The following is a 12,276-nucleotide window of genomic DNA, read 5'->3' as shown; positions in this document are numbered from 1 at the left end:
TCTACTAGATGCCGGCCGCGATCGCCCTGTCGACCGACTGCATGCGCTCGCCGGAGGCGCCCAGCTTGATCCCGACCTGGGTGAGCGCGGCCTTGATCTCGCTCGCGCCCTGGTTCCACTTCTGCCGCGCCAGATCGCACGCCTGCCCGGCCTCGCCCTGCCAGTCGGCGGCGAAGAGCTGCGTGAACTGGGTGTAGAGGTCCTCCAGGGAGCCCTCCAGCGCGCCCGTATAGGTACCGATCGCGGCCGCGACGTCCGCGATCTGCCCGAAGTTGTAGGTAATGGTGCCGTCGGCGCCGTAACTCGCTCCGCTCATCGGATTCCCGCCTCTCGAAGGTCTCGTCGTCGTCAGCCGCGCAGCACGCTGATGACGGTGCTGTTCCCGGTAGCGGCCGCGGCGGCTCGGATCTCCTGGGCGGCGTCCTCGTCGTTGACGCCGTATCGCGTCGAGGCGTCGCCTATCTTGCCGGCGAGCTCGTCCAGCGCATTCAGGATCTTGGTCAGGCCGTCGTTGAGCTGGATCGACGACCCCTGCAGCGCGGAGTTGGCCGTGCCGGCCATGCCCGCACCGCTCAACCCCTGGATCCGGTCGAGGAGCTGCGCCATGCCGGTCGCGATGCTTTCACGCGTCTCCAGACATTTCTGCACCATCGTGTTCAGCTGCTGCTGGGTCGCGTGGACCGTGCCTATGCCTGTCAAGGTGGTCTCACCCCGTCCTCTGCTCCGCCCCTCGAGCGGAGGTCTGCCCGATATCCGAGTTGCACCATGTCCGGCCGAGCTGCGGGTAGCGTCCGCAGTTGCCCTGATCAACTCATGTCACGCCTACCATGAACGGATCGCTACGTTTGCTCTCGATACACAGTAGACGACATTTGGTGACAAATTATGGCGTTGTCACCGAATTGTGGAGCCGTCCGGCTACTCTCGTGACTGGACCTGGGCAGACTCGGACGTGAGCCCGCCGGAGCAGACGGGGAGGGGTCGTGGCACCACCGTACAAACCGCCCGCTAACCCGTATCAGGAGCAGACCGACCACAACACGGGCGCGGCCTGGCTCGACGGCCACAAGCCCGTCGACGTCGACATCGACGGGATGGTCGACTTCGCCAGGAACATGGCGACCGTCAAGGACAACCTCGACGGGAGCACCGGCTACCTGGACCTGCTCGGCTCCCTGCCGACCCAGGCCTGGGATGGCGGCGCCCTGGGCGAGGCGATGTACGTCGCCCAGATGATGGGCTTCCACTACTCCGAGTTCCGGCAGTACTTCGCGTTCCTGTCGCAGGGGCTCAACAACATCGGCATGGCCGCCCAGACCGTCGCCGACGCGTTCCAGGGGACCGACGGATGGTCGGCGGCCACGCTCGACGCGGTCGAGTTCGCCTACGGTGACACCGGCGAGGGCAAGCCACCGGGGCTGCCCCCGGGCTTCCCGGTGAGGACCTGGCAGCAGGCGTTCGACGAGAACGTGGCGAAGGGGAACGGCGCCGCCTCGGGCCAGCTCGACCACTGGACGCTCCAGAGCACTGTCAGTGCCGGGCTCACCACGGTCAAGACGTACGTCAACCAGGACGGCATGACGCGGACGGACACCTCGCCTTCCGGGTCTTCCGGGTCTTCCGGCACGACGACCACCACGCTCAGGGACGCCGACGGCAACGTGATCAGTAGCAGCAGTCAGGCGTCACGCACCGACGTCATCGGCGACACCGTGGTTACCACGACGACGTCCTACGACGGCAACAACCACAGGACCGGTTCACGCACCGAGGAGACCACGTACAGCGGCGACGAAGTCACGAAGCGGAGCACGCAGACCCGTGGCCCCGACGACAAGGTGACCGGCACGACAACGACCGAGACCAACAGCGACGGTACGCAGACCATCACCACGACGAGCGGCAACAACAAGCGGGTGGTCGAGATCGGCGAGGAGACCGAGGGCGAGACGTCCGGTTCGCTGGACAGTCCGGCCCGGGACGCCATGGACGACATCAAGACCCATAATTACCCGATCGCGCCCTGGGCACTCGGGTAGGACGGGACGCGGAGGACCTGGCATGGCGGAGGGTGACTGGAGGAACCTCCCCGTCTACCACGGCGGCGGCCCGAACGGCAGCGGGATGTGGTATGAGGAGCCCGGCTACAGCACCGTCGAGTTCACCCCGGCGGCGAGCGGCGACGGCAGCGACGGGGAGCCGATCGAGGTCATCCGCCGCCGGATCATGAACCAGCACCCGGAGGACATCTCGGCGCTGGCCGACCAGTGGCAGAACGCGTACAACCTGCTGTCCAGCATCAGGCAGCAGCTGCTCGACCAGAGCAACATCCTCTACGAGCAGGCCTGGCGGTCCGCGCGGGCCCGGGACGCCTTCATGGAGAAGGACCCCGGCGAGGCACTCGCGTACCTCCAGGACTGGATGGACGCCGCACTGGACAACGTCAACGGTCTGCGCGCGCTGGTGGACATCGCCCAGCGGTCGCGCGCGGACATGGAGAACCTCTGGAACCGGTACCAGTCCGAGATCGAGGACGCCTCGAACGCGGATGGTTGGACGAGATTCGGGCAGGGCTTCCTGACCGGGGCGTCGCTGGGATTTTACGACGGCGAGGCGGGCGTCCAGAAATCGGAGCAGGAAGCCGTCCGGAAGAAGCAGCAGGAGTTCAACAAGCTGGCCCAGGAACTCGCCTTCAACGTCGGCAACCAGTACGGCGAGACGTTCTCGACGCTGGGCGGCGGGCACGGGGCGCTGTTCAGGCCGATGAACGCCGTGTTGAACACGGTGGGCCACCCGCCGTTCCCCACGATCGGCGCCGGCCCGTCCTCGCTCGGCGGGCCGGCGGGCGGGCCGGGTGCCGCACCCACCATCACCCCGCCGAACGCGCTGTCCAACCCGCCGCTCCCGACGCCGGGCGCCCCACCGTTCCAGCCGGCCGACGTGACCCCGCCGGTAGCCCCGGGGCAGGTTCCCGTGCCGACCGGCCAGCTCAACTCGCAACCGGATGTCGCACCTCCGCCGGCGGTCAACCCGGTGTTCGGTCCGGTGGCGCTGCCGGCAGCTCTGGTCGCGCCCCCGCCGGCGGCCAACCGGGCGTCACCAGGGCTGCCCGCCGCCGCTGCCGCGCCCGCGGCGGCGAGGGCAGCACCGAACGCGGCGAACGCGGCCCTGCCTCACCAGGCTGAGCACGGACGCCAGGATCAACGCCAACGGCCTGAACAGCGGCCTGATCCAGGCCAGGGGCTCCGGGGCGCCGACCGCTGGGGCGACGCCGGGTGCGCTGCGTTCCCCGGCAGCCGCGCCGCCGCCGACAGGGGGCCGGGGGCAGCGGGAGAAGCAGCCGCCAGGTGCCTCGAGGCGGGAACCGCAGGGGCCGGGCGTCAAGGGCCCCCTCGAGGAACCGTTCAGCGGTACACCGGCGGGCACGGCCCCGCCGGTACTGAACAATCAGCGCCCTGCCGGGCAGCGCCGACCAGGCAGCCGCGGGGAACCGCACCCGACGGCGCGGGCCCGGCCCGCTACCCCGGCTCCGCCGCGGCCCGCCGGTGCGGCGCCGCCGGTGTTGAGCAGCCCGGGCAGCAGTCCGACGCACGCGCCGCCTCCCGCGCCGACCAGGCCGAACAGGCCGGGACGAGCCGCGCCCGCGCGGCCGGGGCTACCGGGTCAGCCCGGCAGACCCGCGCCGGGCTCCGAGTGGGCCGGTGCGCAGGATGCGCGAGCGGACGCGTCCGCGCCTGTCCTCGACGCGCCTGTGTCGCCACCCACCGGCGCGGCCGTGTCCGGGCTGGAGGAGACCAGGCTGCGCGGCCGCACCGCCACTACGCCGCCGGTCAGATCCCGCCCGGGGTCCGCGGTCGCGCCGGAGCTGACCGCGCGTCGGGCCAGGCCCGTCGGTACGGCCCCGGCACAGGGCCAGGACGCGCATGCGGACAAGGATCAGCGGATCGTCACCGACGATGAAGCGTTCAGCGTGGACACTCCGGGCGGCAGCGTGGTGACCAAGAAACCCGAGGACAGGTCGTACCGCGCGGAGCCGCCCTCGGCCCTCGGCCGGGGCGGCTAGCCCCGGCGGGCCACCCGCGTCCGGGGCCGGCTGGAGGGCCAGCGGAAGCACGATCATGTTCTTCGTGCCGCCGGCGGCCCGGATCCTGCCGGCGGCCCGGATCCCTGAGTCGCTAGCCGGCCCCGGACGCCAGGCCGAGCATGACGGCGTCCCGCGGCAGCAGCCACGGTGACGCCAGCACCCGCCGTTCGACGAAGCCGACGACGTCGTATCCGCGCAGGGTGGACACGGTCTTCCTGGCGTAGAAGTCGTCTTCGTTCATCTCGGAGAGCCGGACGAGGTCGACGGCGTACCGCGCGAAGTCGCTGGGCGTGACGTAGAACACCACGCCGCTGGTCGAGCCGAACTCACTGTTCTGCCCCCACTCGAAACGCTCCTCGCCGTCGGCGCGTGTCTCGTTGGGGGTCACGACGTACGACCCGAGAATGGCGCTGACGAGTCTCGCCTGCACCCCGGAGGCGATCTCATCGAAATCGGCCGGCAACAGATGGTCATCCCACGGTGGTGCGGCGGCGCTGACGTCCGGCACGAAAGTGACGTTCACAACGTAGTTGAGGAGCATGGCGAAGACGCCTTCGTAGAGGTCCGCGACAGGCGGTTCGTGCTCCCGCGGCTCGTGGACCACCTTGACCGGGTAGTCGGCCTTCGGGCTGACCTTCATCCTGCGCAACCTCCGATCGGGCTCATCGCGTCGCGGCGAGCAGGTCGTCGAGCACGAGCGTACGGAGGTCGTCGCGGCCGGGCACCCGGCCCAGTGCCCGCAACCGGCCGGACTGCGCCTTGCGCATGCCCTCCAGCAGTTTGCGCGCCTCGCGCGCGTTGCCGAAGTTCTGGTCGCGTTCAATCTGGCTGAACCACTCGAAGAGAGCGTCGTCGACGCCTGATGCGAGCATGTAGTCGTCGTTCCGTGCGATGCGGTCGGCGATGAGCACCAGTTCCTGCGGCGAGTAGTTCTCGAACTCCAGTGTCTTGGCGAACCGGGAGGCGAGACCGGCGTTGGCGTCCAGGAAGTCCGCCATTTCGGCGGTGTAGCCAGCCACGATTACGGCCGCCTGGTCACGGTGGTCCTCCATGAGCTTGACGAGCGTGTCGATGGCCTCCTGACCGAAGTCGGCGCTGGCGCCGCTGGAGCGGGACAGGGTGTATGCCTCGTCGATGAAGAGGACGCCGCCCATGGCCTCCTCAAAAACCGACGTGGTCTTCTCGGCGGTGTGACCGATGTACTGGCCGACCAGGTCCCGCCGGGCAACCTCCTTGAACTTGCCGTTGGGCAGCACCCCCAGTGCCTTGAGCAGCTGGCCGTAGAGCCGGGCGACCGTGGTCTTGCCGGTGCCCGGGGCGCCGGTGAAGACGAGGTGGTTGCTGACCGCGCCGACGGCCAGGCCGGCGTCACGCCGCCACTCGTTGACCTGGATTTCGTCGATCAGTGCCCGCACCTCGGCCTTGACTCCACCCAGTCCGATCATCGAGTCCAGTTCGGCGAGCAGCTTGTCGACCTTCTCCGCGTCCTGGCCGGTCGCCCCCTCGATGGCGCTGACGCCGACCTTGGGTCTGTGCGCGGTGTCGTCGGCCTCACGGATGACCGGTGTGGCGCCCTCATCCACGTGGATGCCGGGCACGGCCGTGTCCTCGACCCGGGTGCCTTCAACGATGCCGCCGCACCCGCGGCCGAACATGATGCCGACACCGTGGGTGTCGTGCACCCAGCTGTTGGTGATGGTCGGTGAACTCTGGTGCGCGACCGAGATGCCCACGTCCCCGGTCCCGGAGATGTCACACCGCTCGATCGTCGGCCGCGCCGCCTGGTACACGTAGACCCCACGGAAGCCGCAGCCCTCGATCGTGCAGTTGCGGATGGTCGGGTCCGCGCCGAGGCGCACGATGATCCCGTCGTCCGCGATGTTGCGCACCTCGCACTTGTCCAGGATGCCGCCGGCGTCCTCGATGACGATGCCGTACTGCCCCTGAACGACCTTGACGTCAGAGGCTTGGACGTGGGCACCGTCGCTCACGCTGACCCCGGCCGCGTACCCGGCGCTGACCTGACATGCGTCGATCTGGAGTCGGCCGCCGGCCGCGGCCACCGCCGGATAGTCGCCGGCCGCCAGAACCAGCCCGCGCAGCGTCACCTCCGCGCTGTCGCAGGCCACCGCGGAGCCATCCGCGGCCGTCGCGTCGATCGTCACCGATCCCGGGTCGGCCGCCGCCGTCAGGGTCAGCCGCCGCCCCCGCAGCCGAAGGGCTTCGGAGTAGACGCCGGGTTCGATGGAGATCACAGCGCCGTCCGTCGCGATCTCCAAGGCGTCCTGGATTGTCGGATACGCCCCGGTCCGTCGCGGGGACACCATCACTGTTTGTGCCATAGCTCCGCCCGGTCCGGCGCCAAGAGGACGCCCCGAGAGTATCCGGCACCAAACGGGACCACCGGGAGCTGGAGCGCTCATCGTCCGGTGGTGCTCGTGGGGTCCTCCGGAGTGGGCAGGTCCTCGATCCCGTGTGCCGGGCTGCTGGCCGGTCTCGACCACCGGCACGAGGCGGATCTGGGCGAGTCCCTGGCCGGCCGGTGCCGCTGCCCACGCCGGGAGCCCAACCACTGCGGGCAGGCGTCATTTCGGCTCGCGGACCGGCCCGCACACCGTCAGTGACAGCGCTGGGACGGTAGACGCCGAGCGCGCCCTGCGCCGCCAGGGGTCTGACCCCCGAACCCGCGGATTGAGAGGCACCGGCAGTGCATCCGCAGATGTCCGCCAGCATCGGCCGCACGGGCATCCGTCGTTCGCGCACGTCCACCAACGTCCGCCAACGTTTTCGTCACTCACCGCTGTCAGGCAGACACCCCTAGCCTCTACACTCGTAGTGTTGAACGCTGTGAGTACCGAAGATCTCACCAGCGATGAACAGTTCCGGGGGGAGCAAGGCAATCATGCCCACAGCGATGATCATCGGTGCCGGGATCGCCGGCCCGGTCGCCGCGATGGCCCTGCAGCGAGCCGGGATCGACGTCATCGTGCACGAGGCGTACCCGGCCCCGACCGCGGAGGTCGGTTCGTGGATCGGCCTGCAGACCAACGGCCTGGACGCGCTGCGGGCGATCGGCGCCGACCGTACCGTCCGCGAGCTTGCCGTCCCGACACCGTCGATCGCCTTCCGGACCAGCACCGGCCGGGTGCTCGGCGAGATCCCGACCGGCCGGCCGCTGCCGGGCGGGACCACGGGGGTGTCGATAAAGCGCTCCGACCTGCACCGCGCCCTGCGGGACGAGACATCCCGCAGGGGCATCGAGATCCAGCACGGCCGGCGCCTGGCGGGCGTGGCCAGCGGCGCCGACGGGGTCGTCGCCACCTTCGCCGACGGCGGCACGGCCACGGGCGACCTGCTCGTCGGCTGCGACGGCATCCACTCCCGGGTGCGGGAGTCGCTGAACCCGTCCGGCCCGCGGGCACGCTACGTCCCGATACTGAATGTCGGCGGCTACGCCAACGTCACACCGCCAGGTGACCGCCCCGGCGTGCTGACGATGACGTTCGGCAGGCGGGCGTTCTCCGGCCGCCTCGTCACCCCCACCGGGCAGACGTGGTGGTTCGCCAACCCGCCGCGGCGGGACGAACCGGCCGACGGCGAACTGGGGCGGATCAGCGACGCGCAGTGGCGGGACTCGCTGCGCCAGCTCTACGGGCTCGACCGGTCCCCCATCATGGATCTGATCGCCGCCACCCCCGGGCCGCTGACCGGCTGGACAACGTACGACCTGCCCACCGTCCCGGTCTGGCACGACGACCGGACCATACTGATCGGCGACGCCGCGCACGCCACCTCACCCTCGTCCGGCCAGGGTGCGTCGATGGCGATCGAGGACGCGGTCATACTCGGACAGTGCCTGCGCGACCTGCCGGTGCCACGGGCGTTCGCCCGGTTCGAAGCGCTGCGCCGACCCCGGGCGGAGCGGGTCGTCGCCGAGGGCCGGAAGTCCAGCCGGCTGCGCTCGGTCGGGCCGGTCGGCCGGCTGGCCCGCGGCCTCGTGCTGCCGCTGGTGCTCAGGCACGCCGCCGGCAGCGGCGCCGAGTCACTCGCCTGGATGCACCAGCATCACATCGACTGGGACGCGCCGGTGACGACCGCTGGCGTCCCGGCCCCGACTCCCGCGAAAGACGTCCCGACGAACCTGCCCGGCTGACGTCCACCGGCCGCGGTCACCGCCAGGCCGATCCCACCGATCCCACCAGGTCGCCCCGGCCGCGGACGCCCGACCGCCACAATCGTGATCATGCGTCCGCACGGCCGGGGACGGACGCGTCGCCGGCCGCGGCCTGGCCGACACATCGTCCCGTCCGACGCCTTGCCCAGCCCGGCGGCAACGGCTAACGTACAACCCGATGGTTGTACATCAGGAGTCCGCCGAACGCGCCAATCGCCTCTTCCATGCCCTGGCTGACGCGACGCGGCGTGAGATCGTGACCCTCACCCTGACCGGTGAGCAGTCGGTCTCTCAGCTCGCCCGGCGGTTCCCGATGAGTTTCGCGGCCGTCCAGAAACACGTGGCGGTGCTGGAACGCGCCGGGCTGGTCACCAAGCAGCGACAGGGCCGGGAGCAGCGGGTACGAGGCAACGCGGACGCCCTGCGCGAGGCCCGTCGGCTGCTGGACCAACTGGCGGACGTATGGCGGGGGCGTATCGACCGGATCGACGCGATCCTCGCCGGCCCCGGCCCCGGCCCCGGAAACAGCGAAAACAGTGGGGAGCACGCACATGCCAGTGATCGACATCCAGAAGAACCCTGAAGCCCTCACGCTGACGCTCACCGCGCGGTTCGACGCGCCGCCGCCGCGGGTGTGGCAGGTCTGGCAGGACCCCCGTCAGCTCGAGCACTGGTGGGGCCCGTCGACCTACCCCGCTACCGTCGTCGACCATGACCTGGCACCCGGCGGTACGGTCACCTACTTCATGACCGGACCGGAGGGCGAGAAATACCACGGCTGGTGGCGCGTCCTGTCCGTCGACGCCCCGCACCGGCTGGAGTTCACCGACGGCTTCGCCGACGACTCCGGCCGCCCCAACCCCGACATGCCCGTCACGGCCGTCCGCGTACAGCTCACCGCGGACGGCGAGGCCGCCACCGTGATGACGATCGAGAGCGTCTTCCCCACGCTTGCGGCGATGGAACAGTTGGTGTCCATGGGCATGGTCGAGGGCATCTCCGCGGCCGTGGGTCAGATCGACACGCTGCTGGGCTCCCTCACCGTCTGACAAGGGCCGTCACCGTGACCGCGGCCTCGTACCGTCCACGGCTCCCCGTCCACGGCTCCGCCTGTCGGCCTGTCCACCCGTCCACCGGACAGGCCGACAGGCCGACGGCCTCGGACCAGACCGCGACCGGCCGGTGAAGGGCAGCTGACCCAGGAAGGACTGGTGCCAGCCGTCGTGGTCAGCGGGCCGGCAGCGACCATCCCGCCGTGGCGGCCCATGTCCGCGCCCTGCTCATGATGTCGGCGATGAGCGGCGGCTTGGCATCGGCGTAGGCGTTCATGTCCGGCCAGTCGCGGGCGGCGAGTTCCTGCTTGAGGGCCTGGTAGGCGGCGCGGTCGGCCGTGTCGTGCCGTAGCCAGTCACGGAAGAGCAGGTGTCGACGCTCCCACGGGCTGCCCACCGGGCAGATATGGACATGGACCGTGAGATCCGGGGTGCGGACCATGCGATGCTCCGCGTCCCGGACCCGCAGCCTGTACCCGGCCTCTTCAAGCGGCGTCACATAGTGTGGCTCGTCCTCCAGATCCGGCACGCTGACCTGGATATCCACGATCGGCTTGGCGGCGAGACCCGGGACGGATGTGGAGCCGATGTGCGCGATGCGCCGGGCCCGCGAGCCGATGGCCGCTTCTATCCGGCCTCGTTCCGCCTGGAACCGCCCAGGCCATGCCGGGTCGTAGTCGACGATCCGGATAACGCGGTGCTCCACCCCACCGATCAGCTCAGGACCTCCAGCCACCGTTCCATCCTGCCCGGGACGCGGCAGTTTCCGACGAACCAGGCCGTCGATCTCCAGGTATGGCATGACCTCCAGGTATGGCATGGCCTGGTTTCTCTCCGCCATCAGGTGATCTGCCGCGCGTGGGCGCCGAGCTCCTCGACTAGCCCGCAGGCCGGGCGCCGTCCCGCGGAAAGATCCGCCCACGCGGGCGGGCGTCGTCCATCCCAGCCACGGAGCGCGCCGGCAGAGGAGCGGGGACGGACGAGGCAGAAAACTTCGGAAAGTAGTCAAATAGATCCTTTCGCGAAATAGATCGTTTCCGTAGATACGGAAGAAGAAGGAAAAATGATCTATATTTGCGGTATATAATTCCTGATAAATCCGTATTAGCAGATCTAAGTGCAACGTCGCGCGCCCTCGCTCACACCCAGAGATCGGTCACCTGGCGTGCATGCGAGCGCTGCCGCTCGCGCCGTACACCCTCACCACGAAGGACGACGTGCGCACACATCCCCTCCATCCACACCCCGCTCCCCGGGACGGCGCGGCACCGTCCCGCCCCCGGCTAGACGCCTCGGCACGGGCGTCCCAGGCCATCCCTGAGCACCGCCCACCCGGCCCGTCCGAACTGACCAGATGACGTTCGACCCCACCGCCGTGACGAAACTCGGCCCGCCGGCAGGAGCGGAGATCCACAACCTGGACCTGCGCGTACCGCTGTCCCGGGGTGAGCTGGCCGCTCTGACCGAGCTGCTCGACGTCCACAAGCTGCTGCTCTTCCGTGGCCAGTCCCTCGACAGCCAGCGGTACGTCGGCTTCTGTCGCAACTTCGGCTCGGTCGTTCTGAGCTGGCCGGCGGGGGATGTCGCCATCTGGGACAACCGCGTCCTGCTGCACTACGGAGTCCGCGGCCACGGCTCCTTTCCACGCGAACTCGAACGGGTACTCGTCGCCCGCCCGTCGCCACTAGTCGAAAAACTTGTCTGAGGATTTCAACCACATGTCAGAGAAACCTTTCCCGCCGCGACGCGTCGCCGCGGCCATGGTCGCCGCGCTGCTCGCGTTGCTGGCGCTCGTCGCCTGCGGCGGCGACACCACCGGGCCGTCCAGAAACACCACCGGATCGTCCGCGAGCCCGGCCGGGCCGACCACCCGCACGGTCGTCGACATGGCCGGCAACAGCGTCACGATACCGGCGCGCCCGGAGCGGATCGTCACCAACTATCCGGCGGTGACGCAGATCGTGTTCATGCTCGGCGGGATCAGAAGAATGGCCGGCGTCCCCCTGAGCAACCTGACGACCCTGCCGCTGTTCAAGAAGATCTACCCACCGCTCGCCGACCTGCCCGCGGCGTTCGGCTCCGACACCACCAGCGTGAACGCCGAGACGTTGCTCGCCCAGAAACCGGACCTGGTGCTGCTGTCGGCCGGAAACAGCTCCCTGACCAAGAAAATCATCGACCTGGGAATCCCCGCGGTCCAGATCGCCGGGTTCTCGAACGCCGAGCAGCTCAAGAGCGGCGTCACCCTCATCGCCAGCGTCCTCGGCGACCAGGATGCCGCCAACCGGGCCAAACAGTACGTCGACTACTACGACGACGCGGTCAGAAGAGCCCAGGACGGCACCAGGGACCTCACCGACGCCCAGCGGCCGAAGGTCTACTACACCGCCAACAATCCACTGAACACCGAGGGCAAAGGGTCAATCATCGACTCCTGGGCCAGAACCGGCGGTGGAAGGAACATCGCCGCCGACAACGGCGTCCAGGGCACCTTCAAGGACGTCGCGCTGGAGACGATAGCGTCCTGGAACCCGGATGTGATCGTCTGCCGGGATCCGTCGACCTGCAACGAGATCCGCAAGGATGATCGCTGGTCCACGGTGGCCGCCGTGCGGAACAACCGTGTGCTCCCCAACCCGCGGGGCGTGTTCGTCTGGGCCGCCCGCAGCGCTGAGGCCGCCCTGCAACCGCTCTGGGTCGCCAAGACCCTCCACCCCGACCGCTTCCAGGACGTTGACATCAGCCACGAGGTGAAGACCTTCTACAGCACCTTCTACTCCTACAACCTGACCGACGCCGAGGTGAACGAGATCCTCAACCCCGTGGTGTCCTGACACCGCAGCCCCAGCCACACCCCACCGTCCCTCGCCCTCCCACCCGCGCTCGCGACGGGAGGGCTGGAGTGATCCCGCTTCCGTGGACAGCGAACCTGAGGTTCACTGTCCATAGGGAAGGAGCGTCATGGG

12 protein-coding genes are annotated in these 12,276 nt (G+C 69.3%); 7 read left to right on the top strand and 5 right to left on the bottom strand.

Annotated elements, in window-relative coordinates; genetic code table 11:
* Positions 1–4 precede the first annotated feature (4 nt).
* Both CM1CMNOD_RS00780 and CM1CMNOD_RS00775 read right to left on the bottom strand, forming a co-directional pair.
* Entirely contained in the window at positions 5–316 is a 312-nt protein-coding gene (locus CM1CMNOD_RS00780; RefSeq protein WP_013871783.1) for a WXG100 family type VII secretion target, read from the bottom strand.
* 32 nt (positions 317–348) lie between these two features.
* Positions 349–699: a WXG100 family type VII secretion target gene (locus CM1CMNOD_RS00775; protein ID WP_013871782.1), complete on the bottom strand. Its 351-nt coding sequence runs from the start codon at positions 697–699 to the stop codon at positions 349–351.
* Positions 700–983: 284 nt separating this feature from the next.
* On the opposite strand from CM1CMNOD_RS00775, the gene CM1CMNOD_RS00770 reads away from it, so the two are divergent.
* A complete protein-coding gene (locus tag CM1CMNOD_RS00770) occupies positions 984–2,039 on the top strand; it encodes a hypothetical protein (RefSeq protein ID WP_013871781.1) in 1,056 nt (351 codons plus the stop codon).
* Positions 2,040–2,061: 22 nt separating this feature from the next.
* The gene (locus CM1CMNOD_RS00765) at positions 2,062–3,960 is read left to right on the top strand and encodes a hypothetical protein (RefSeq protein ID WP_013871780.1); all 1,899 of its coding nucleotides are present in this window, start codon (positions 2,062–2,064) and stop codon (positions 3,958–3,960) included.
* Positions 3,961–4,175: 215 nt separating this feature from the next.
* On the opposite strand, the gene CM1CMNOD_RS00760 is transcribed toward CM1CMNOD_RS00765, so the two are convergent.
* Both CM1CMNOD_RS00760 and CM1CMNOD_RS00755 read right to left on the bottom strand, forming a co-directional pair.
* Entirely contained in the window at positions 4,176–4,724 is a 549-nt protein-coding gene (locus CM1CMNOD_RS00760) for a hypothetical protein (RefSeq protein ID WP_013871778.1), read from the bottom strand.
* Between the two features lie 22 nt (positions 4,725–4,746).
* Entirely contained in the window at positions 4,747–6,426 is a 1,680-nt protein-coding gene (locus CM1CMNOD_RS00755; RefSeq protein WP_013871777.1) for a right-handed parallel beta-helix repeat-containing protein, read from the bottom strand.
* A 560-nt stretch (positions 6,427–6,986) separates the two neighbouring features.
* On the opposite strand from CM1CMNOD_RS00755, the gene CM1CMNOD_RS00745 reads away from it, so the two are divergent.
* The 3 genes from CM1CMNOD_RS00745 to CM1CMNOD_RS00735 all read left to right on the top strand — a co-directional run bounded on the left by CM1CMNOD_RS00745 (position 6,987) and on the right by CM1CMNOD_RS00735 (position 9,307).
* Positions 6,987–8,237, top strand: a complete 1,251-nt coding sequence (locus CM1CMNOD_RS00745; RefSeq protein ID WP_013871776.1) for an FAD-dependent oxidoreductase — start codon at positions 6,987–6,989, stop codon at positions 8,235–8,237.
* Positions 8,238–8,436: 199 nt separating this feature from the next.
* A complete protein-coding gene (locus CM1CMNOD_RS00740) occupies positions 8,437–8,841 on the top strand; it encodes an ArsR/SmtB family transcription factor (RefSeq protein WP_131773791.1) in 405 nt (134 codons plus the stop codon).
* Entirely contained in the window at positions 8,810–9,307 is a 498-nt protein-coding gene (locus tag CM1CMNOD_RS00735) for an SRPBCC family protein (protein ID WP_013871774.1), read from the top strand. Before CM1CMNOD_RS00740 ends, CM1CMNOD_RS00735 begins: the two co-directional genes overlap by 32 nt.
* A 178-nt stretch (positions 9,308–9,485) precedes the next feature.
* On the opposite strand, the gene CM1CMNOD_RS00730 is transcribed toward CM1CMNOD_RS00735, so the two are convergent.
* Complete coding sequence (locus CM1CMNOD_RS00730; RefSeq protein WP_043604374.1) at positions 9,486–10,046, bottom strand: GrpB family protein; 561 nt, start codon at positions 10,044–10,046, stop codon at positions 9,486–9,488.
* A gap of 618 nt (positions 10,047–10,664) precedes the next feature.
* Between CM1CMNOD_RS00730 and CM1CMNOD_RS00725 the strand changes: the two genes are divergently transcribed.
* On the top strand, positions 10,665–11,015 hold the full coding sequence (locus CM1CMNOD_RS00725; RefSeq protein WP_013871772.1) for a TauD/TfdA dioxygenase family protein: 351 nt from the start codon (positions 10,665–10,667) through the stop codon (positions 11,013–11,015).
* 13 nt (positions 11,016–11,028) lie between these two features.
* Entirely contained in the window at positions 11,029–12,144 is a 1,116-nt protein-coding gene (locus CM1CMNOD_RS00720; protein WP_131773790.1) for an ABC transporter substrate-binding protein, read from the top strand.
* The last annotated feature ends 132 nt before the right edge of the window (positions 12,145–12,276 follow it).

The organism is Protofrankia symbiont of Coriaria myrtifolia, from assembly GCF_900634755.1.
In the GTDB taxonomy this organism is placed as follows: Bacteria; Actinomycetota; Actinomycetes; order Frankiales; family Frankiaceae; genus Protofrankia; species Protofrankia coriariae.
Note: the sequence above shows the minus strand (reverse complement) of the source record. Positions and strands in the feature narration are given on the sequence as shown.